Source organism: Mitsuaria sp. 7, from assembly GCF_001653795.1.
Classification (GTDB): Bacteria; Pseudomonadota; Gammaproteobacteria; order Burkholderiales; family Burkholderiaceae_C; genus Roseateles.
The window spans coordinates 1752087-1773016 of sequence record NZ_CP011514.1 but is presented as its reverse complement, the minus strand read 5'-3'; the positions used below and the strand labels follow the sequence as shown (position 1 = coordinate 1773016).

Annotated in this window: 20 protein-coding genes; 15 read left to right on the top strand and 5 right to left on the bottom strand. The window is 69.0% G+C overall.

Translation table 11 applies throughout. The features are described 5' to 3' along the window. The first annotated feature begins 57 nt into the window (after positions 1-57). Both ABE85_RS07855 and ABE85_RS07850 read left to right on the top strand, forming a co-directional pair. Positions 58-1470 (top strand): PLP-dependent aminotransferase family protein, encoded by a 1413-nt coding sequence (locus tag ABE85_RS07855; protein WP_067272281.1) that lies wholly within the window; start codon positions 58-60, stop codon positions 1468-1470. A 151-nt stretch (positions 1471-1621) separates the two neighbouring features. Continuing rightward, positions 1622-2746 carry a DUF4126 family protein gene (locus ABE85_RS07850; RefSeq protein ID WP_067272279.1) on the top strand — a complete coding sequence of 375 codons (1125 nt, stop codon included), beginning with the start codon at positions 1622-1624 and terminating at the stop codon, positions 2744-2746. A gap of 34 nt (positions 2747-2780) precedes the next feature. Here the strand turns inward: ABE85_RS07850 and ABE85_RS07845 are convergent, their stop codons facing one another. Together ABE85_RS07845 and ABE85_RS07840 are read right to left on the bottom strand one after the other, a co-directional pair. Then, positions 2781-3965, bottom strand: a complete 1185-nt coding sequence (locus tag ABE85_RS07845; protein ID WP_067272276.1) for a sterol desaturase family protein — start codon at positions 3963-3965, stop codon at positions 2781-2783. Between the two features lie 78 nt (positions 3966-4043). Next, positions 4044-4874 (bottom strand): MipA/OmpV family protein, encoded by an 831-nt coding sequence (locus tag ABE85_RS07840; RefSeq protein WP_067272273.1) that lies wholly within the window; start codon positions 4872-4874, stop codon positions 4044-4046. Between the two features lie 349 nt (positions 4875-5223). On the opposite strand from ABE85_RS07840, the gene ABE85_RS07835 reads away from it, so the two are divergent. The 3 genes from ABE85_RS07835 to ABE85_RS07825 all read left to right on the top strand — a co-directional run bounded on the left by ABE85_RS07835 (position 5224) and on the right by ABE85_RS07825 (position 9504). Continuing rightward, positions 5224-5913, top strand: coding sequence for a response regulator transcription factor (locus tag ABE85_RS07835; protein ID WP_082938423.1), 690 nt, complete (start codon positions 5224-5226; stop codon positions 5911-5913). A 4-nt stretch (positions 5914-5917) separates the two neighbouring features. Continuing rightward, positions 5918-8101: a hybrid sensor histidine kinase/response regulator gene (locus ABE85_RS07830; protein WP_157522055.1), complete on the top strand. Its 2184-nt coding sequence runs from the start codon at positions 5918-5920 to the stop codon at positions 8099-8101. Positions 8102-8313: 212 nt separating this feature from the next. After that, positions 8314-9504, top strand: coding sequence for an MFS transporter (locus ABE85_RS07825; RefSeq protein ID WP_067272265.1), 1191 nt, complete (start codon positions 8314-8316; stop codon positions 9502-9504). A gap of 256 nt (positions 9505-9760) precedes the next feature. On the opposite strand, the gene ABE85_RS07820 is transcribed toward ABE85_RS07825, so the two are convergent. Next, positions 9761-10555 (bottom strand): SDR family oxidoreductase, encoded by a 795-nt coding sequence (locus tag ABE85_RS07820; protein ID WP_067272262.1) that lies wholly within the window; start codon positions 10553-10555, stop codon positions 9761-9763. 157 nt (positions 10556-10712) lie between these two features. Between ABE85_RS07820 and ABE85_RS07815 the strand changes: the two genes are divergently transcribed. Together ABE85_RS07815 and ABE85_RS07810 are read left to right on the top strand one after the other, a co-directional pair. Next, complete coding sequence (locus ABE85_RS07815) at positions 10713-11627, top strand: LysR family transcriptional regulator (RefSeq protein WP_067272259.1); 915 nt, start codon at positions 10713-10715, stop codon at positions 11625-11627. A 49-nt stretch (positions 11628-11676) separates the two neighbouring features. Then, positions 11677-12534 (top strand): alpha/beta fold hydrolase, encoded by an 858-nt coding sequence (locus tag ABE85_RS07810; RefSeq protein WP_067272255.1) that lies wholly within the window; start codon positions 11677-11679, stop codon positions 12532-12534. Between the two features lie 6 nt (positions 12535-12540). Here the strand turns inward: ABE85_RS07810 and ABE85_RS07805 are convergent, their stop codons facing one another. Further along, a complete protein-coding gene (locus tag ABE85_RS07805) occupies positions 12541-14160 on the bottom strand; it encodes an HD domain-containing phosphohydrolase (RefSeq protein WP_310732603.1) in 1620 nt (539 codons plus the stop codon). A gap of 68 nt (positions 14161-14228) precedes the next feature. Beyond that, entirely contained in the window at positions 14229-15017 is a 789-nt protein-coding gene (locus tag ABE85_RS07800; RefSeq protein WP_067272249.1) for an alpha/beta hydrolase, read from the bottom strand. Positions 15018-15642: 625 nt separating this feature from the next. Here ABE85_RS07800 and ABE85_RS07795 point away from each other — a divergent pair. From ABE85_RS07795 to ABE85_RS07770, 8 genes are all read left to right on the top strand, one after another. Beyond that, positions 15643-16278: a choice-of-anchor J family PEP-CTERM protein gene (locus tag ABE85_RS07795; protein WP_067272247.1), complete on the top strand. Its 636-nt coding sequence runs from the start codon at positions 15643-15645 to the stop codon at positions 16276-16278. Positions 16279-16331: 53 nt separating this feature from the next. Further along, entirely contained in the window at positions 16332-16796 is a 465-nt protein-coding gene (locus ABE85_RS07790; protein ID WP_067272244.1) for a post-PEP-CTERM-1 domain-containing protein, read from the top strand. A 3-nt stretch (positions 16797-16799) separates the two neighbouring features. Continuing rightward, entirely contained in the window at positions 16800-18299 is a 1500-nt protein-coding gene (locus ABE85_RS28725; RefSeq protein ID WP_067272240.1) for a PA domain-containing protein, read from the top strand. A 296-nt stretch (positions 18300-18595) separates the two neighbouring features. Next, positions 18596-18871 (top strand): HU family DNA-binding protein, encoded by a 276-nt coding sequence (locus ABE85_RS07780; protein ID WP_067272237.1) that lies wholly within the window; start codon positions 18596-18598, stop codon positions 18869-18871. Positions 18872-19065: 194 nt separating this feature from the next. Beyond that, complete coding sequence (locus tag ABE85_RS27425) at positions 19066-19419, top strand: hypothetical protein (protein WP_157522051.1); 354 nt, start codon at positions 19066-19068, stop codon at positions 19417-19419. 45 nt (positions 19420-19464) lie between these two features. Further along, entirely contained in the window at positions 19465-20139 is a 675-nt protein-coding gene (locus tag ABE85_RS27420; protein WP_157522048.1) for a hypothetical protein, read from the top strand. 213 nt (positions 20140-20352) lie between these two features. After that, on the top strand, positions 20353-20742 hold the full coding sequence (locus ABE85_RS07775; RefSeq protein WP_082938991.1) for an SMI1/KNR4 family protein: 390 nt from the start codon (positions 20353-20355) through the stop codon (positions 20740-20742). After that, positions 20735-20926, top strand: coding sequence for a hypothetical protein (locus tag ABE85_RS07770; protein ID WP_067272231.1), 192 nt, complete (start codon positions 20735-20737; stop codon positions 20924-20926). The genes ABE85_RS07775 and ABE85_RS07770 overlap by 8 nt, the downstream gene beginning before the upstream one ends. The last annotated feature ends 4 nt before the right edge of the window (positions 20927-20930 follow it).

Below are 20930 nucleotides of genomic sequence, written 5' to 3'. Positions count from 1 at the left end.
TTCTCCCGCCGTGGTGCAAAGTGGAGTCCCAAGAATTGCAGGAATCGCTGTACCACGATGACGTCGCCGCTGAGTCTCCCGCTCGACAAGTCCTCGGCCGTTCCGCTGGCCGACCAGATCCATCGGGGCATCGCGACGGCGATCGACCGGCAGGTGCTGCAGGCCGGCATGCGGCTGCCGTCCTGGATCGATCTGGCGGCGCAGCTCGGCGTGGCGCGCGGCACGGTGCGCGTGGCCTACGAGAAGCTGGCCGCCGCGCAGATGATCGAGGCGTCGCGCTCCGCCGGGACGCGCGTCGCGGAGCGGCCCGTGGCCGCCCGTCGCAGCGAAGGCTCGCTGGATCCCGGGCCCTTCATCTCGATGTACCGCGAAATGACCGCCGGGCCGGGCATCTTCCAGCCCGGCATTCCGTCGCGCGACAGCCTGCCCGCGAAGCTGATGCACCGGCTCCGCGCGCGGGCGCTGCTGGCGGAGACCACCGGCGCGGCGCTTTATCCCGACCCTCGGGGCGAGCTGGAATTGCGGCGCGAGATCGCCGGCTACCTCGCCGTGGCGCGCGGGGTGGTCTGTTCGCCGGACCAGGTGCTCGTCACCGGCGGGTACGCGGCGGGGCTCGGCATCACGCTGCGCGTGCTCGGGCTCGACGGCGGCTCGGCGTGGATGGAGGAACCCGGCTTCTTCTTCACGCGCCAGGCGCTGACGCTCGGTCGCCTGACGCCCGTCCCCGTGGCGGTGGACGAGGAGGGCCTCGATGTCGACGCCGGCTGGCGGCGCGCGCCGGACGCGGCGCTCGCCGTCGTCACGGCGGGCCAGCAGGCGCCGCTGGGCGTGACGATGTCGCTGCAGCGCCGCCTGCGTCTGCTCGACTGGGCCGGGAGCACCGGCGGCTGGATCGTCGAGGACGACTATCTGAGCGAGCTGCAGCTGCAAGGCCGCGCCGCGCCGGCGCTCGCGTCGCTGGACCCGCACGGGCGGGTGATCCACATCGGGTCCTTCAGCAAGACCATCGATCCGCGGCTGAGGCTCGGCTTCATCGTCGCGCCGGCGGCGATGGCGGCGCGCTTCGCGGAGGTGGCCGCCTGCCTGGCGCCGCCGCCCGGGCCGGCCGCCCAACTGGCGATCGCGGCCTTCATGCGCGACGGGCACTACCTGCGCCATCTGCGACGCGCCAAGCGCCTGTACCTGGCGCAACGCGACGGTCTGCTCGACCTGTTGCACGAGCGCGGCCTGGAGACCTTGCCCGCGGCGCTGGCGGTGCTCGTGCGGACGCCGGCGGGCGCGTCGGACCTCGCGATCGCGCGGGACCTGTTCGCCTTCGGCATCTCGCCGGCGCCGCTGTCGGTCTGGTTTGCCGAACCGGAACGGGCGCAGTCAGGGCTGATGCTCAGCGTCGCGACCGCGCCGAAGGCTCACATCGCCCGCGCCTGCGATCGGTTGCAGGAGGCCATCGCCCGGTACACGCCCCGTTGAAGCGCCCCTCGATACCGGCTGCGGCACCGGGCGCGACACGGGGTGCGACATCGGGTTCGACACCGGGCGCATCGATGCCGACACCCCGTCATCCCGGGAGGAACGAGCCTTGCCATGAAGGCGGCTCCACTCCGATTTGACGGGAACGCCCATGAGCCTCGATCACCGCCCGCCGCGCGACCTCTGCGTGGGCACCGCTTCCGGATTGCTAGGCGGCCTCATCGGCGCCGCCGCGATGACCGCCTTCCAGGCCGGGCTGGCCCGGGTCGGCATCACCTCGGGCGTGCGCGGCATGCCGTCGACCGAACGGGCCGCCGACCGCCTCGCCAGCTTCACCGGTCGCCGTCTGCCCTACCGTCAGCGTCCGGTCGCCGGGGAAGCCGTCCACTACGGGATGGGCTCGCTGGTCGGCGGACTCTACGGCGCCGCGGCCGAGCTCGATCCGCGGGTGACCTGCGGGCGGGGCACGGTCTTCGGCGTGGCCGCCGCGACCGTCGTCGACGAGACGCTCGTTCCCGCGTTCCGCTTCGGCGACCCCATCACGCGGGCACCGCTGCAATCGCATCCGTATTCGTATGCCTCGCACCTGGTCTACGGCGCCTTCACCGAGTCGGCGCGCCAGCTTTTCCGACGCTTCTTCGGGCGGGTGCGCGCGGGCGCTCAAGTCGTCCGGGAGGCGAGGGCGCAGGGCGTGCCGGTCGTCGCGGCCAAGCCGGCCGATTCCCGGCGCACGCTGCTGATGGCCTTCCTGCTCGGCAGCACCGCCGGTCCGCGCACCAGCGCGCCGCTGACCGTCACCAGCTGGGCCGCGAAGCTCGGCTGGATCGATGTGAAGGACTCGCCGCTGGCCTTCCTCGCCTCGACGCACGCCGTGGCGGTGACGACGCCGATGGCGATCGGCGAGCTCATCGTCGACAAGCTGCCGGCTACGCCCGATCGCACCGATCCGCCGGGGCTCGCGGCGCGCGCGGTCAGCGGGGCGATCTCGGGCGCGGCGCTGGCCGGCGGACGCTCCTGGCCGGCCGCCTTCGCCGGCGCCATGGGGGCCGTCGTGGCGACGTACGCGGGGTACACGCTGCGCGAGAAGCTGTCAGACGCGCTGGGCCACGACTTCCCCGTGGCGGCGGTCGAGGACCTGATCGCCTTCGGTGGAGCGACGATGGTGTGCCTGGCCCAGTTGGGCAGCACCGAGGACGCAGCATCCGCGACCTCTGCGGGCGTCCCCACGGACTCCTATGACGATGCGCTCGCAGCGCTGGGCTGGCCGCACAGCTGAGCCGGCGGCATCAGCGTCGGTGGGCGCTGAGGACTCAGGCCAGCACGCCGATCATCGCGGCGCAAAGCGCCATCGCGCCGACGTACAGCGCCCAGGCGCGCAGGTCGCGGCGTCTGCGCTCCACGCGCTCAACGCTGATGTCGCGATCGTTGCGATCGTTACGCTCATCCTCGCCTCGCGCAAGCAAGGCCCCCGCAGCGTAGAGCCCGGCGGCGATCACCGCCGCCGCGATCAGGTTGCGGCCTTCGCTCATGTCGTCGCTGACGTCCAGCCAGACCGCCGACGCCAGGCCCGTCATCGCGACGAGACTCACCGCGCGCCAACGGTCCAGCCGGGTGACGACCGGATCGAAGCGCGGCTGCCGCAGCCGGTCGGCGTCCGGCGCGACCGTCGACGTCCCCGGCGGCATCCAGCCGGGCGACTTGAACAGCACGCGGAACCGGTCCGCCCAGCGCGGCGTGGCCCGCGCACGCTCGAACAGCTCGCCGTAGAACTGGCCGACCGCCAGGATCGGGTTCCAGCTGTGGAGCGGCTTGACCGTGCCGTAGACGCAGGGCTCGGTTTCCTCGGTGAAGGTGCCGAACATCCGGTCCCAGATCACCAGCACCGCGCCGTAGTTCTTGTCCAGGTAACCCGGATTCACCGCATGGTGGACGCGGTGGTTGGACGGCGTCGAGAACACGCGGTCCATCCAGCCCAGCCGGCCGATGTGCTCGGTGTGGATCCAGAACTGGTACAGCAGCACGAACAGCCCCGCCGCGACGTACTGCTCCAGCGGCAACCCCAGCAGCGCCATCGGCAGGAAGAACGGCCAGCCCATCACCGCATAGAAGCTCTCCTGGCGCAGGGCGGTGGTCAGGTTGAAGTGCTCGCTCTGATGGTGCACCGTGTGCGCCGCCCAGAAGAGGGCGCTCTCATGGCTGACACGGTGCAGCCAGTAGTCGCAGAAGTCGTAGACCACGATCGCGACGGCCCAGCCCCACCAGCCGTCCCAGGCCGAGGCCGGGACCAGCGCCAGATGCGGCTGCAGCCAGGCGTACATGCCGTTCTGGAACAGCGGCGTGATCGCGGCGACGGCCAGGCTCATCAGGCCCTGGCTCAGGCTGCTGATCGAGTCGGACAGCCGGTAGCCGTCGCGTCCCTTCAGACGACCCCACAGCCACTCGAAGGCGATCAGGAGTCCGAACAGCGGAACGGCGATGAGGAGGACGCGATGCATGGGGGACTGCCGGGGAGGAGGGGTCAGGACTTGCCTGTTGGACGCCGCGTATGAACGTGAGGCACTGGCTGAGAGGACTCAGAAGCGGTACCAGAGGCTGGCGCTGAAGGTCTGCTGCGTCTTCGAGGTCGTCAGCGGGGACCGCGACGCGTCGCCCACCAGCCGCGCGTTCAGCCACTGGCCGCTGACGGACCATCGCTCGGAGAACTTGTGCTCTCCGCTGAACGCGATGCTCCAATCCATCATTCCGGCGCGCGGGTGCCATTCCGGCAGGCCGCTCGCCAGGGACTCGCGGGCGCCGATGCCGTAGCTGCTGCGCAGATGCGCGCTGTTCGCGGCGGTGGTCGCCAGCGTGACGGCGATGAGGTCGTCGCCGATCGGGATCCCCGAGGTCAGGCCCAGCTCGAACTGCTGGCCGTCGTGCCGACGGCCGCTGCCCCAGGAGAAGCCTGACTGCAACATCAGCCATGAGGTCACCTGGACGTTGGCGAACGCCTCCGTCGTGACGCGCGAGCCCAACCGGTCGATGCCCTTGGGCGTGACCCGGGAGGGTCGCCCGAACTGCGGCCACAGCCGGGCGCCGACCTGCCATGTCGAGGCCGTTTCAGCATCGGCCAGCAAGGGCACGACATTCCAGCCGATGCCGAGGTCCGTTGAGACGAACGCGCCGTTGGCGGTCAGCACCTCCAGGGCGGGCAGCAGGTCGTTGCTGCGGGCGCGGCTCCCGGGCGCGGAGGGCCAGCTGCGCGTCGATGCGCCGGCGGACCAGCTCGTCTGCGCGGGCGGCGCGTCCATCAGCACCAGGCTGCCCGCGGCCTGGGCCGACGGCGGTGCGATGCCGGCGATCAGGCCGGCGATCAGTCCGGGACACAGGAGCTGGTGAAGGGGAGGTGGAAGGACGCGGCGCATGGGGGACGAAAGCTGCCCGCGATTCTAGGGAGCGGGGTCCGTCACGACCTTGCGGGAGTCTGTCGTCCTCCGTCCGACTCCGCGTGCGGGGTACGTTTGCACTCCCACCGATTGGGGGTAGCGCAAGCATCCGGCGACCTATAAGTAGGGATGGCGTCTGACAACGTTGCCGGTCTATATCCGCAACATGTGGTCACAAGTGTTTCAGGGCTCCCCCCTCAGGGTTCCCCCTGAAGAGGGGGAGACGCAAGTGACCTTCGGCCTATCATCCGGGCCTTCTCCGGCGTGATTTGAGGGACGACGACGACCGAGCCGGAGACCCACCGGTCAGTCGAAAAAGGGAGGCCCTATGGAAGCAGTGTCCGTTGCCCGCACGTTCGAGGCGGCAGGAAGTGGTGGCTATGCGCTGCCGGCGGTGAAGCGCCGGGTGCTCCTGGTCGACGACCATGAACTGGTGAGGGCTGGCATCCGCACCCTGTACCAGTCGCTGGACGAGATCGACATCGAGTGGGTGGAGGCGGCGTCGCTGCAGGAGGGCCTGCAGGCCTACGCCGGCAGCGGCACGGTGGATGCCGTCCTGCTGGACCTGAACCTGGGGGACTGCAAGGGCCTGCAAGGCCTGCGGCAGTTCATGGAGGCCTATCCCGAGGCCCGCGTCGTCGTCTTCAGCGGCACGCAGGATGAATTCGTCGTCCGCCAGGCGCGGGCGCTGGGCGCCGTGGGTTACCTGCCCAAGGGCGCGTTGATGGCCGAGATGCGCAGCACGCTGCGCGCGCTGCTGGCCGACGGCCAGCGTCACCGCCAGTCGCAGTCGGGCACCTTGTTCCCGCGTTTCCCGTCGTCGGCGATGTACGACCGCGTGGCCGAACTCGGCCCCCGTCACCTGGAGATCCTCGAACTGGTGCTGTCGGGCTGCAGCAACCAGGAGATCAGCAACTCGACGCAGCTGTCGCTCGGCACGGTGAAGAACTACGTCTCCTCGCTGCTGCTGGCGCTGGACGTCAAGTCGCGCTCGCACATGATCAGCCTCTTCCGCTGACGCGGTGGCCACGGTCCACCGAGGCGGACACCGGGTCGAGGAACAGAGCCCCGACACGAGCTTTCCGCCGACCGAGCTCTTCATCGACTCGCGCATCGACTCGCCGGACGTCCACGACGTGCCGGCGAGCGTCGTTTCTGGCCTGCCGTCCGGTGAGTCATCGAACGGCGGCCTCGTCACGCCCCTCGCGCCCATCCCCCACCTCGCACCCGGCGCGCCCGTCACGGATCGCGCCGCGGGTCCGTTCGCGTCCGGAGCACCTTCGACGTCCGGTACTCGCGCAGGGGATGCCGGTTCCGGGGCTCCGGCACCAGCGGGTGCGGGGGCTCCGCCGCCGGCCGACGGCCCGGGCGTCCGTCCGAAGCGTGCCCGGCGTCCACCCAAACCCAGCCTCTTCGTCGCGGTCGCCGGCGCGGTGCCGGAGAACGACGAGTCCGTCCAGGAAGGCCGACGCCGCGAACGGCGCGCGATCGCGCGCCGGCTGCAGGATGCCGGCTTCGACGAAGCCTGGAGCCATTGGCCCTGGCTGCTGACGGCGGTCGCCGTGCCGCTGGTCTCGGCGCTGCTGCGCGGCATGCCCGCGACGGGTCTGGTGGTCTGGGTCTTCGGCGTGATCGCGCTGGCGATCGGCTGTGTCTTCACCGCGCGTTCGTTGTCGCACCGGGGGCCCCGCAGCGACAGCAGCCGCATGGTCTTCTCCGACCGCGAGGGGCGGCGCCTGCTCTATCTGCAGGCTGCGGGCTGCCTGGGGCTGCTGAGCCTGCACCCCTGGCTGGCCGAATCGCCGGGCGCGCGCGGCCTGCTGACCGGACCGCTGCTGGCGGCCACGGCGGCGGTGGTGGGCGTGCTGCTGGCGCCGATGGGACGCTGGGCGGCGGTGATCGCCGTGCTGCCGGCGTCCGAGGGCCTGGCGCGGTTGTTCGATCCCACGGCGCGTGCCGGCGCGGGGCCGGTCTGGTTCCTCGCCGCGGCCGTGGTCGGCGGACTGGCGCTGCTCGAACACCATCGCTGGCAGCGGGCCAAGCGCCTGCTGATGGAGCAGGACCTGCAGGTCAGCACGCTCGAGCAGGACCGTGACGGCGCCATCCGCGCCGACCAGGAGAAGAGCCGCTTCCTCGCGATCGCAAGCCACGACCTGCGCCAGCCGGTGCACGCGCTGGGGCTCTTCGCCGCCAGCCTGGAGCGCCGCCTGCAAGGCACGGAAGAAGAGCCGCTGATCCGCAACGTCATGCGCTCGATCGAGGGTCTGGAGCGCTCGTTCAACGCGATGCTCGACATCTCCCGGCTGGACGCGGGCACCGTCGAGCCCAACCTCCAGCACTTCCCGCTGCGCGACCTGTTCCGGCGCCTGCACATGCACTACGCGGGACAGGCGGAGGGCTCGGGGCTGGGGCTGCGTTTCTCGCCGGGCGGCAAGTCCGTCACCAGCGATCCGCAGTTGCTGGAGCGCATCCTGGGCAACCTGATCCAGAACGCGATCAAGTACACGGAGGAGGGCGGCGTGGTGGTCGTCGCGCGGTCGACCTCGACCCACCTGAACCTCGAGGTCTGGGACACCGGCATCGGCATCAAGTCCATCGACCTGCCGCGGATCTTCGCGGAGTTCTACCAGGTCGGGCAGAGCGAGCGCAGCCGCACGCAGGGGCTGGGCATGGGGCTGGCGATCGTCAAGCGGCTGGCGCACCTGCTGGGGTACCGGCTGATGGTGGCGTCGCGGCCGGGGCGGGGCACGATGTTCCGGCTCAGCATCCCGCTGGGCGGGCTGCCGGAGATCCCCGAGTTCACGACGGCGGCGGACACCGTGCCGATGCCGGTCATGGAGCCGCGTTCGGTGCTGGTCATCGACGACGAGGAGCCGATCCGCATCGGCCTGCAGCTGCTGCTCGAGGAATGGGGCTACGAGTCCATCATCGCCGCGACCGCCGCCGAAGCCACCGAGGCGGTGCGCACGCGGGCGCTGCCGCCGGACCTGATCCTGTCGGACCTGCACCTGGGCGACGGGCCGGACGGCATTGCCGCGATCCGCGCGGTACGAGAGCTCTGCCGCACCGAGGTCCCGGCCATCCTCGTCACCGGCGACACCAGCCGCGAGGAACTACGCCGCGCCACTGAAAGCGGGCACACGGTGCTCTTCAAGCCGCTGCAGCCGCGCAAGCTCTTCAACGCGCTGCGCGGCATGGTGTCCTGACGCACGACCTGACCCCGAGCCGACGTCGCATGTTCCAGCGTCAAACGCCGGGGCGACGTCAGCGAGTGCTTGTGGGGCCGGAATGGTGCTGGGGGTTCCCGGAGGGACGCCCCCTGCACCGTGGAGTGCCCGCGCTTGGCAAAACGGGGCGACATCCGCGCGAGGGGCGCCCCTTGGCGCCTACAGTAACGTGCTCTTCACGCTGCTCCACGATGACCACGATCTCTGACACCCTGACGCCCCGCCGCCTGACCTCGGCGGCCTGGGCGCTGCGCATCCAGTTCTTCGTCTCCGGCGCGCTGTTCGCGACGTGGGGCGTGCATGTGCCGACGGTGAAGGCGCATTACGGCCTGGGCGAGCAGTCGCTCGCGATCGCGATGCTGGCGTCGGGTGTCGGCGCGCTGCTGGCGCTGACGCAGGCCGGGCGTGTCGTCGCGCGATTCGGACCCCGCGGCGTGGCCGGCCTGACCGGCGTGCTGTGCGCGGCCGGCGTGTCGATGCTGATCGCACCGAGCGTGTACCTCGGGCTGGTGCTGCTGCTGATGCTCTTCGGCGCCACGGCCAGTCTCTTCGACGTCGCCATCAACGCCGAGGCCACCGAGATCGAACACCTCGCGGGCCGCCCGCTGATGAGCGGCTTCCACGCGATGTTCAGCCTGGGCGGCATGGTCGGCGCGGGCGTGGGCAGCCTGCTGCCGCTGCTGGGGTGGACGCCGCAGACGCATCTGCTGGTGGCCTGCGGCACGGGCATGGTGATGATCCTCGGGGCCTGCGGGGCGATGCTGAAGATGAAGACCGACGCCGGCGAATCGCAACCGCTGAGCCTGCCGCGCGGCGTGCTCGCGCTGATCGGCACGCTGGCGGCGCTGGGGCTGATCGCCGAAGGCGCCATGTACGACTGGAGCGTGCTGTTCATGAAGCAGGAACGCGCCAGCGATGCGAGTCTTTCGGCGCTCGGCTACGCGAGCTTCAGCCTGGCGATGGCGCTGGGGCGTTTCGGGGGCGACTGGGTGCGAGCGCGTGTCGCGCCGGTGCCCTTGATGGTCGCCAGCGGCCTGCTCGCCGCCGCCGGCATGGCGACGGCGCTGCTGGTGCCGGTCGCGTCGGCCGGACTGCTGGGCTTCGGGCTCGTGGGGCTGGGCTTGTCGAACGTCGTGCCGGTGCTGTTCAGCGCGGCGTCCAAGGTGCCCGGCGTCAGCGCCGCACACGGCATCGCGGCCGTCTCGTCGCTGGGCTACCTCGGCATGATGGCCGGCCCGCCGCTGATCGGCATGATCGCGGAGCACACCTCGCTGACCGCCGGACTGTCCTGCGTCGTCCTCTTCGCGCTGTTCATGGCCGCCAGCGCCCAGCGCGCGCTGGGCGGCACCGCCCGGCCGACGGCGCCCGCGGCCGCCGATTGAGGGCGTGTAGGCGATCGCCCGACACGCGCATCGGGCGATCCCCTCGTCGACGATGCGTCGTTGCCTTCGTGCCAGGGAACGCGGACCTGCCTACAGTTGATCCTGACAACGGAATTCGAGCTTTCGTTGTTCATGCTTCTCTCTCGCATGGTCCGCCTTTTCCCTCTGCAGGCGGACGAACTTTCGGCCCCGGTCTCACGACCGGGGCCTTTTTCTTTTGGGCCCGGCGTCGACTCAAGCCTGGCTCAAAGCGGGCTCACAGCTGGCTCATGCCGCCGTCCACGATGATCTCCGTGCCGACGATGAAGGCCGACTCCGCTGCCGCCAGATGCAGCACCGTCGAGGCCAGTTCCTCCGCCGTGCCGAAACGGCCCAGCGGGATCTGACCCAGGATGGCCGCGGCGGTCGCGTCCAGCGTGGCGGCGTCCATGCCCAGCTTGCCGTAGAGCGGCGTCTGGATCGGGCCCGGGCTGACGACGTTCACCCGCACGCCGTTGGGCAGCAGCTCGGCGGACAGCGTCTTGGCCAGCGAGATCAGCGCGGCCTTGCTCGCCGCGTAGATCGACGAGTTCGGCATGCCGATGCGCGCGTTGATCGAGCCGTTGATGACGATCGAAGCGCCTCGGCGCAGCTGCGGGAGCAGCGCCTGCACCTGGAAGTAGGGGCCCTTGATGTTGGTGTCGAAAGTCTGGTCCCACAGCGCTTCGGTGACGTCGGCCAGCGGCGCGAACTTCGCGACCCCGGCGTTCAGGAACACGGCGTCGAGCTGGATGTCCCGGTCGCGCAGTGCCTGGCCGAGCGCGGCCGCTTCGGCGATCTGACCGGCATCGTTGCGCAGGGCGATGACGTCGCCGCCGATCTCCGCGCTGGCGCGGGCCAGGGCCGCTTCATCGCGACCGGTGATGACCACGCGGGCGCCCTCGGCGACGAAGGCCTTCGCGGCGGCCAGGCCGATGCCGCTGCTGCCGCCGGTGACCAGTGCGGTCTTGCCGGCGAAGCGACCGGCACGACCGGTGGTGGTCACGGAGGCGGTGGAAGTGATGGCGTTCATGGTGTTTCCTTTCAGACTCGTTCGGTGCGTGAGGTCCGGCGATGCCGGGGGTGGGTGTTTCGCTTTGGCCTTGCTGCCTGGCGATGAATGAATATTCGTCGCTCCCGCCGGGGAAGTCGCACCACAATCGCGACGCACTCATTCGAAAGCATCGAACATGTTGAGTCAGGAAGAACTCGCGCTGCTGGAGGCCATCCGGACGACGGGCAGCCTCTCGCGTGCCGCAGCGGCGCTGGGCAAGGCGCCGTCGACGATCTCGCACGCCGCGCGGCAGTTGGAAACGCGCTACGACGCCTTGCTCTTCGACCGGCGCCGGTACCGCCTGCAACTGACGCCCGCGGGGCAACTGCTCGCGACAGAGGCGCAGCGACTCATGGCCGACATGACGCGCCTGAACACCCGGGTGAAGCAGGTCGCCAACGGCTGGGAGGACCGCCTCACGATCGTCACCGACGAACTCCTGGAGATGGCGACCCTGCTGCCGGTGATCGCGGACTTCGACAAGCTCGAGGCCGGCGTCGGCCTGCGCTTCACGCACGAGGTGCTCGGTGGCACCTGGGAGGCGCTGCGCGAAGGCCGCGCCGACCTGGTCGTCGGCGCGACCAACGAGCCGCCGGCCATTCCTGGCCTGCGCTGGTTCGAGCTCGGTCAGATGGCCTGGACCTTCGCCGTCTCGCCCCGGCATCCTCTGGCCAAGGCGCCGGAGCCGCTGAGCCGGGACTCCATCCGGGCGCATCGTGCGATCGTCGTGGCGGACACCTCACGCGGCGCGAGCGCACGCAGCTACGGCATCCAGGGCGGGCAAGCGCAGCTCGCGGTGCCGGGCATGGCGGCCAAGGCCCGGGCGCAGGCGGACGGACTCGGCGTCGGCTGGCTGCCGCGACATCGCGTCAGCGGCCTGATCGAACGCGGGGAACTGGTGGAGAAACGCACCGTCGATCCGCGCGAGCCCAACACGCTCTACGTCGCCTGGCGCGGCGAGCACGAAGGCCGCGCGCTGGACTGGTGGGTCGAGCGTCTGCGGCAACCGCGGTTGGCCAAGAGGCTCGTCGACGGCGTGCCGATCGCGTGAGCGCCTGCGCGACAACGTGCTTCCAGGCGCATGCCTAAGATGCGTGCCCATGAACACCACGACTTCGACGCCACGGCTTCGCATCGACTGGCGAGGTCGGGCCACCGACATCGAGTACATCTGGGTCAACGATTCGATTGACGCCCCGGTGATGGTTTTCCTGCACGAGGGCCTGGGCTCGATCGCGATGTGGCGGGACTTCCCGGAGCGCCTGTGCGAGGCGGTCGGCATGCGCGGGCTCGTGTACTCGCGGCCGGGCTACGGGCGCTCGACGATGCGGGCGCCGGACGATCGCTGGGATGTCGACTACCTGCACCGGCAGGCGCATGAGGTGCTGCCCGCGGTCCTCGCGGGACTGGGCGTGACCTCGCCGCCCTGGTTGTTCGGGCACAGCGACGGGGGCTCCATCGCGCTGCTGCATGCGGCGAAGTTGCCGACGGCGGGGGCAGTGGTTGCCGCGCCGCACATCGTGGTCGAGGAGCTGTCGCTGGAAGGCATCCGCAGGACCGTGGAGGTCTATGAGGCGGGTCCGTTGCGCAAGCGCCTGGCGCGCTTCCACGACGATCCTGATTCGCCGTTCGGTGGTTGGAGCGGGAGCTGGTTGAGTCCCGCGTTCCGAGACTGGTCGATCGTCGAAGAGATCCGCGCGATCAACTGTCCGCTGCTCGCGATGCAGGGTGTCGACGACGAATACGGCACCCTCGAGCAGATCCGCGGCATCGCGCGCGAGGTCCCTCAGACGCGCCTCTTCGAAATCCCTGCATGCGGCCACTCGCCGCACAAGGACAAGCCCGTCGAAGTGATCGCCGAAGTCAGCCATTGGTTGGGGACGGTGGTCCGTGGGGTTTTGGCGCTTGACGCCAAGGCCCCATGGTCCAGCGGCCAACGCCCTGGCGAGGGCAGGTAGTCGGTCTCAGACCGTCAGCAACCCCATCGTCATCGCCTTGAGCGTGGCCGCCGCCCGCGTGCTGCATTCGAGCTTGCGGAACGCGCTTTCCAGGTGGGTGCGCACGGTGGCGGGGCTGATGCCGAGGACCTTTGCGGCTTCCTTGTTGCTCTCGCCGATGGCGATGCGGCCGAGCACCTCGGTCTCGCGAGCGGACAGCGTGATCGCCGTCGATGAGGGCGCAGGTGCGACCGCGCGGCGACGCTCGCCGCCGCAGACGGCGTCGGCGGCTTGTGGATCGAGGCGTCCGGCTGCCACTTCCTTGCCCATGGCCGCGCGCGCGGCGTCGGTGTCGAGGGCAGGTGCGCCCGGCCGGGCGGTCCTCACGGTCACCCACGCCGCTGCTGCGGCCAGCACCCGTGCCGGCATCGGGATCGCCGCGCCTGACGCGCTGCGGAAGGCGCCGGAGCCGTCCATGCGTTCGTCGACGTAGGAGGCCAACTCCGCCTCGGCGTGCAGCGCGGTCAGGCGTCGCGCGGCGCGTCCGGTCCAGTAGGGCATGAGCCGGAGTTTTTCGCGGTCGGCCTCGCCGAGGCGGCGGTCCTCGTTCCAGATCGCGTTGGGCACGGACGCGCGGCCGATGCCGTGCAGCAGTCCCGCGCGGTGCAACTGCTCCAGCGCGGCCGCGTCGAGGCCGAGCACTGCGCCTGCGTCGCGGGCTGCATCGGCCACGCGTCGCGACAGGCCTGTCATCCAGGGCAGCTTGAGGTCGATGACATCGGCGACCAGCTCGAGCGGGGTCTCGAGAGCGGCCAGGGCCGCGTCGAGGTCGGCGGCATCGCGACTCGCAGCGCGCGGGGTGCCCCCGTTTCCGGCGTCAAGCGCGCTGCCTTCATGGGCACCGGCCTCCAGCGCGGCCATCCACGCTTGCGCGTGCCGCGTCACGAGTTCCACCAGCGCCTTCGGATACTTCGCATCCGACCGCTCGGCGATGTGGCGCAGCGCCGCAGGTACGCCGTGCACGCGCGAGAAGATCTCCAGATCTCCCGCCAGCGCCACATGGAAGACGACGGCCGGCACCTCGTCGCCGCGAAGCCCGGCAGGTTTGCCGCCACCGTCCCAGGTCTCGAAGAGGTGGCGCATCGCGCGCTCGATGTTGGCCGGCAGGCCCAGCAGCCGGGCGATCTCGCCGGCGACCTCGCAATGGATCAACGCCGCCTCGCCGAGCGTGTCGGCCAGCGCGGAGGCTTCCTTCGCCGAGCCGTTGGACAGCATCGCGTCGCGTCCGTCGACGTCGTCGCCCAGCGCGACCGCGATTTCCGGCGCGTTGGCCGTGCAGCCGGACCAGCGCAGCAGCGCCACGCAGGCGGCGTGGCCGGGCGACTGGTCGGCATCGCGGCCCAGCGCGAGGCCTTCGGCCCGGGCGGCCTCCGCGATGCGCGCGGCGAGCCAGCCCGTCCGCGTCGAATGGTCGACGGGTTGCCCCATGCTGAGGTCGCCCACGAACGCCAACGCGCGCACGGCGTCGAGCACCGCCACGCGCGAGCCCGCCGGGACGACCACGGTGGCCGTGGTGGCCCGCGTGGAGGTCGCGGCGCAAGCCGTGGAGGAAGGAATCGGAGGGGGCAGGGGAGAAGGATCGGTCACGGCGTCCCAGGGGAAAGTGCTGCGCGCCGCGGGCACCGCGTGATGGGTGCCCGCGGACGGCGCGGACCTTACCGGGATTGCCGGACGGCGTCCAGGATGACCTTGGCCACCGCTTCCGGCTTCGACTGCTGGGGCACGTGCGAGCTGTCGACCTTCGTCACCTTGGCGCCGGCGCGCTTGGCCATCGATGCCTGCGCCTCGGGGTCGATCATGTGGTCGGCGGTGGCCAGCAGGTAGTACGACGGCTTGTTCTTCCACGCCGCGGCGGACACCGTCTGATCGAAGGCCTTGGCCTGGATCGGGCCCTGGGTCGCCGTCATCACGGCGGTCGCCGCCGGGGGCAGGTCTTGCGCGAAGTGGTTCTTCATGCCTTCGGCGGTCAGGCTGAGCCAGCCTTGCGCGTCGGGCTTGATGTGCGCGAAGCCGGAGGGCGCCGGGAAGCCCTTGCCCTGCTCGGCGGTGTTCTGGCCGACGTCGGGCGCGAACGCGGCCACGTAAACCAGCGAGGCGACCTTGTCCGAGTTGCCGGCTTCGGTGATCACCGTGCCGCCCCAGGAGTGGCCGACCAGCACGACCTTGCCGGGCTGCGCGTCGATCGCGCGGCGCGCGGCGGCGACGTCGTCGGCCAGCGAGCTCAGCGGGTTCTGCACCGCCGTGACCTGCACGCCTTCGCGCTGCAGCAGCGGGATGACCTTGGCCCAGTCGGAGCCGTCGGCGAAGGCGCCGTGGACGATGACGACCGAGGGCTGCGCGGCGGCAGCCGGCGTGGCGGCCAGCGCGGCGGTCGACAGGCCGGCCGAGGCGGCGAGGGCGGCGGCGGCAGCGGCGGTGGCGATGAAGCGGCGGGTGAAGTTCATGGTCTGGCTCCTGGTGGTTGGGAGGATGTCGAGGGTGTTCAAGACAGGGCTCAACTGTCGCGGTTCGAGCCTGGCGCCGGTATCGGACGAATGTCCGAGGTCCGCCTCCCCCGCAGGGGAGACCTGTCCCCTGGAAGCAGTGACACGGACGGGACATTGCGCCGCGTTGCCCATCGGTATTTACACCGAGGCCGCCACACTTCCGTCGGGCGATGTGAGCGCCTCGTTAAACGTCGATCGCCCGGGGTGGGCGGGTTCCGCCGCCGGGGAGCGACCACCGTGCAGGGCGTGCGCGTTCCCGTGTTCCCTGTGCGAATGCGTTTGCGCGCCGTTTGCGTCCCGCCCCAGTCACCCACTCGCGCAAGTCCTGACCCCGCCGCAGACGCGCCGTTTTCCCGCCTTGCAGCCCGAAAGGGTCATCCCCTAGGGAAAGAACCACCCCCGTACCGAGGGGGACACCCGGCCCGACCCCCTCGTGCTCTCCGTGACAAGAGTCACAGAATCGACACGCCCGAAGGTCGTCCTCCCGCCGGCCGTCAGCAGTCAAGACAGCGCACCGCATCACGGTGCGCCGTCGTTCAAGTCCAGGTGGATATCCCACCTTCATCCTGAAAAGGACGCAGCAATGTTCAAGAAGACCTGTCTGGCCCTGGCGCTCGTCGGCGCCGCGGCCGCGGCCCACGCGGGGCCCACCCTCATCAACGAGGGATTCGACGATGTCAACGCGCTTCCCGGCTGGATCATCTCCAACCAGGGCACGCCGGGCGGACTGACCCAGCCGTGGGTGCAGGGCGACCAGTCGATCTTCACCGCGCTGAGCGGCGCGGCCAATTCGTACATCACGTCCAACTACAACAACGCGCCCGCCGGTGGCACGCTGTCGAGCTGGCTGATCAGCCCCGTGTTCTCGACCGCCGAGAACCTGGAAGTGTCCTTCTGGGCGCGCGGCGACATCCAGGCCGGCTTCTTCGACCAGCTGACCTACGGCCTGGTGAACGCCGCGGGCGTCTTCAGCAGCTTCGTGCCGCAGGCGACCGTGACGGTGGCGGGCGAATGGACCCAGTACAGCTTCCTGCTGTCGGGCCAGGGCGCGGGCGCGACCTCGCGCTTCGCGATCCAGTACGCCGGTGCCGCGGACAACGCGAACTACGTCGGCGTCGACAACGTCAGCGTCAACGTGCCCGAGCCGTCGACCTGGGCGCTGGCCGGCGTGAGCCTGCTGGGCCTGGTGGCCGCACGTCGCCGCCGCGCACAGGTTTGAGCCGCGTTTCGAATCATCGGAACCTCCGAGTCATCTCCGCAAGGACAACGACCATGATCACCCGCATTTCCCTGGGCCTGGCGATCGCCGCGGCCCTGCCGCTGGCGGCGCAGGCTCACGAAGCCGCCGCTCCGGCCGCTCCCGCCGCGCTGTCGGTGGCTGACGCCGCCGCTGCCGACGTCAACCAGATCGTCATCGTGCGCGATGCCGAGACCGGCCAGCTGCGTCCGGCCACGCCCGAGGAGCACACCGCCATCACCGCCCTCAAGTCGCTGCCCGCCAATGTCAACGCCCGGGCGCGCGTCGCGTCGCGCGCGGCCGCGCTGACGCCGGTGCTCAAGCAGCATCGCAGCGGCGCCATCGGCGTGCGCCTGACCGAGGACATGGTGAGCCAGTCCGTCATGGTGCGCGGCGCCGACGGCAAGCTCATCGAAGCCTGCTTCGCCAGCAAGGAAGAGGCCGAAGCCTTCATGAAGAACGGCGGCGCGGTCGCCAAGTCGGCCCTGCCCACGGAGTAAGCCATGCAGACATCCTTCAAGAACACCGTGATCCGCACGGCGCTGCTGGCCGCGCTGTGCGCCGCCGGCGCCGCCCAGGCCGCCACCATCGTCATCCAGAGCCGTGACCCCGCGGGCGTCGGCTTCAACGACACCACGCCGGTCGCCCCGGTCGGCGGCAACCCCAAGACCACCTTGGGCGAGCAGCGCATGTACGTCTACCGCTACGTGGCGGACGTGTGGGAGAAGGCGCTCGACAGCAACGTCACGATCACCGTGAACGCCGGCTGGGAGCCGCTGACCTGCAGCGCCTCGCAGGCGGTGCTGGGCAGCGCCGGCGCCTGGAACATCTGGCACGACTTCCCCGGCGGCACGCCTGGAACCTGGTACCCGCAGGCCCTGGCCAACAAGCTGGCCGGCGAGAACCTGAGCGCGGATCAGCCCCCGGGCGAATCCGGCTACGACAACGTCGACATCAAGACCCAGTTCAACATCAACCTCGGCAAGACGGGTTGCCTGGACGGCTCGCCGTTCTACCTGGGCCTCGACGGCAACTTCGGCACCGGCGTGAACTTCGTCGAAACGCTGTTGCATGAGCTGGGCCACGGCCTGGGCTTCTCGGTGCTGACGGTCTACACCGGTTCGGTCGCCCCCGCGGTCGGCTACCGCCTGAACGCGGACGGCACGGCCTACGTCGCCAACGGTGGACTGCCCAGCGTCTGGGAGCAGTACATGTATGACAACACGGCGGGCAAGACCTGGCTCACGATGACGAGCGCCGAACGTGGCGCGTCGGCGATCAATCCGCTGGGTCTGGCATGGATCGGCCCCAACGTGCTGGCCGGTGCCAACATGCTGGCCGCCACGCCGGTGCTGAAGATCGCGTCCTCGGCGCCTGGCCAGTCCGGCCAGTATCCGTACGGCACGGCCTCCTTCGGTCCGGCCGTGAGCAGCGGTCTGAACCTGGGCGCGCTGGCGACGGTGCCGGCGGATCCGGTCAACGGCGCAGGCTGCCTGCCGTTCAGCCCGGCCAACGCCGCGGCGGTGGCGGGCAAGGTGGCGATCATCGATCGCGGCACCTGCGGCTTCGCGGTCAAGGCCAAGAACGCGCAGAACGCGGGCGCGATCGGCGTGATCATCGCCAACAACGCGGCCGGTGCGGCGCCCGGCCTGGGCGGAGCGGACCCGACGGTGGTGATCCCGACGGTCAGCGTCTCGCAGGCTGACGGCGTCAAGCTGCGCACGGCGATCACCGCGTCGGTGCCTTACGGCGCCCGCGGCAAGCCGGGCCTGGCGACCTCGTCGCTGTCCAGCGATCCGAGCAAGCGTGCCGGCGCCGACGCTCTGGGCCGTCCGCTGCTGTACACGCCGAACCCGATCGCTTCGGGCTCGTCCGTGTCGCACTGGGATGTCTCGGCTTCGCCGAACCTGCTGATGGAACCGAACATCAGCCCGGACCTGGGCCTGATCCTGGTGCCGCCGAAGGACCTGACCAAGCCGCTGCTGAAGGATCTGGGCTGGTAATCTGCCCCGGTTCCAGCGCCTGATCCGCCCCTGTGGGGCGGGTCGGGTAGGATGGACCTCGAAAGCCTGGTGCGCGAGCGCCAGGCTTTTTTCTTGCAAGAGGCTGCCTGAAGTGGGTTTGGCCCCGCTCGAATGCCATGGCCGTGTCGCTCAAACGGGCGATGAAATCCGCCATGCGGACGTTTGAGGGGGGAGAAGGGGTGGCCGGTTGCGTGTTCAAACAGGTGGGTGGTCAGGACTGGCTGATAATCGCCGGCCCCGGCTAGCCGGACCCTGGTTTTTTACTGGAAGCATTGATGAACAAGAGTGAACTGATTGAAGGCATCGCCACCAAGGCTGGCGTGACCCGTGCCGTGGCTGCGACCGCCCTGGACGCGACCCTGGAAACCATCACCGAAGCGCTGGCTTCGGGCGACCAGATCGCCCTGGTCGGCTTCGGCACCTTCAAGGTGAGCGACCGTGCCGCGCGCACCGGCAAGAACCCCGCCACCGGCGAAGCGCTGGACATCCCGGCCTCCAAGGTCGCGAAGTTCACCGCCGGCAAGGCGCTGAAGGATGCGGTGAACAAGTAAGCCTCCCGGCTTCTTGTCACTCAGGCGGCGCCCGCTCCTGCGAAAGCAGGGCGGGCGTTGTCGTTTGTGAGCGGGGCGGACGAGGGGAACTCCCGACGGAGGGTCAGGTGTTGCCTCGCTGAGAATCCAGGTTCCATCCTCACACACGCTGAGGATTGACTCGACCTCTCACCTCGTGGCAACCGACGAATCGTATGAACACCGAAGAATTCACAAGCTTGGTGTACGCCCAAGCTATTGAACGCGGCACGGAGGATTGGGTCGAGGCCATTGAGGCGACCGATCTCGCAACCGCCACCTCGCCATCATGGCTTCGTGCACACGGACTTTATAGTCGTTTATCGAAGGATGACCGCGCGGCTCTGATTGAGCTTTTGCAACAAACTTCTGTGGATTGCATATCGGAAATCTTTGGAATTCTTGACGGAACAACCCTTCTGGTCGGCGCTGCAAAACCAATGCAATTGATGTTTGACGGGAAAGCAATCTCTGGTAATTTGCAAGATTATTTCCTCTGGCATCATGAGCAGCGCGTTGGGAATCGATAGGGTAGAACTCCCAGAGGATCGTTGATGGTGAGCAATTGATTCGCGATGAAAATCAATAAATCACTGAAACTGAGTCTGACGCAGGATTGGCTGGGTCTCTTTCCGGAAATGGGACTTTACGAGCCCATGTGGCTTGCGAGGCGCATAGGTCCTTTGATTCAAGGCATCCTTCTTAAGCCCACGCAAGGAAATGAATCCTATTGCCCAACGGTCCACCTCCATGCATTGACGCGTCCCACAGGCTTCATCACCATCGGGTTGGGTCAGCCGCTTTTGACTGAACGCACTCAAGCCCATGACAGTTTGAAACTCTTACATCATGAGAAGAATTTTCATTCTGCAGCCCTGAGACTGAGGCGCGAGAGCCTTCTGCCCCTTGAGGGCGATCTGGGATTGGATCAAGTTCTCAAAGCCTATATCGAGCATGAGAGCGTCGGCTTCGCCCAGAACAAGTATCCAATACTCCATTTTGAGTCATCCATTTCGCTGCTGAGTTGGGCAGGGCGCATTGATGAAGGCCGAGACTTTCTTGACCAATGCGTTGAACGAATGCGCACATGGCCCGATCTGGTCATGGCGAGCCACGGCGGCCCCGATGCATGGGGGCATCAAATGCTTCAGGTGCTTGGGAACCCAGAGGACGTTCACGCGATTGCAAATCAGCAAGCTGAAGCGTTGGACGTCTGCCATCTTTCCGTCTGGCAGTTAAATATTCGTTGACCGGCAGCGCGAAGGACTTGGCTTCGTTACGAGTCAAGCCTCCCGGCTTCTTGTCACTCAGACGGCTCGCGCTTCTGCGAAAGCAGGGCGGGCGTTGTCGTTTGTGGGCGCGGGGATGCGGGAACTCCCGGCGTGGGGCCAGGTGTTGCCTCGTTGAGAATTCCGGCCGTCGACGCCTTCGTGGCGGCTCAATCGGATTAGTCTATGGACTTCATGACGCATCTCCAGGACTGGGAGATCAACGCGGGCGCATCACCGGAAGATATCGCCCGGGTCAACGCCGAGTTCGGCGGCCAGCTGCCGGCGGCGTACCTGCGCTTCATCGCCTTGCATGACGGCGGCGAGGGCTTCGTCGGGGACAACTTCCTGGTGCTGTTCCGCATCGGCGAACTAGCGCAATTCAACCGCGAGTACGAGGTCGCCGACTACGCGCCTGGACTGCTGCTGTTCGGCTCGAGCGGAGGCGGGGAGGGCTTTGCCTTCGACACCCGGGAGCCCGGCTGGCCGATCGTTCAGGTCCCCTTCATCGGCATGGCGCTGGACGTCGCGTTGGACGTGGCCCCGACCTTCGAGGGCCTGTTCGAGGTGCTGGCCGATGATTGACGATCAGTCGACGGGATCGCTCCCGGAGCGGCCCGCTGGGATGGAGATCGTCGAGATCCAACCCGTCATCCTTGGCGGCGATCCGATCGATCCCAGCAACAAGACCTGGGTGACACGGCAGCAGCACTTCGAGCTGGTGCGGTATTGGAATCGGGTGATTCGTCAGCTTGAGCAAAGCTCATAGGGCG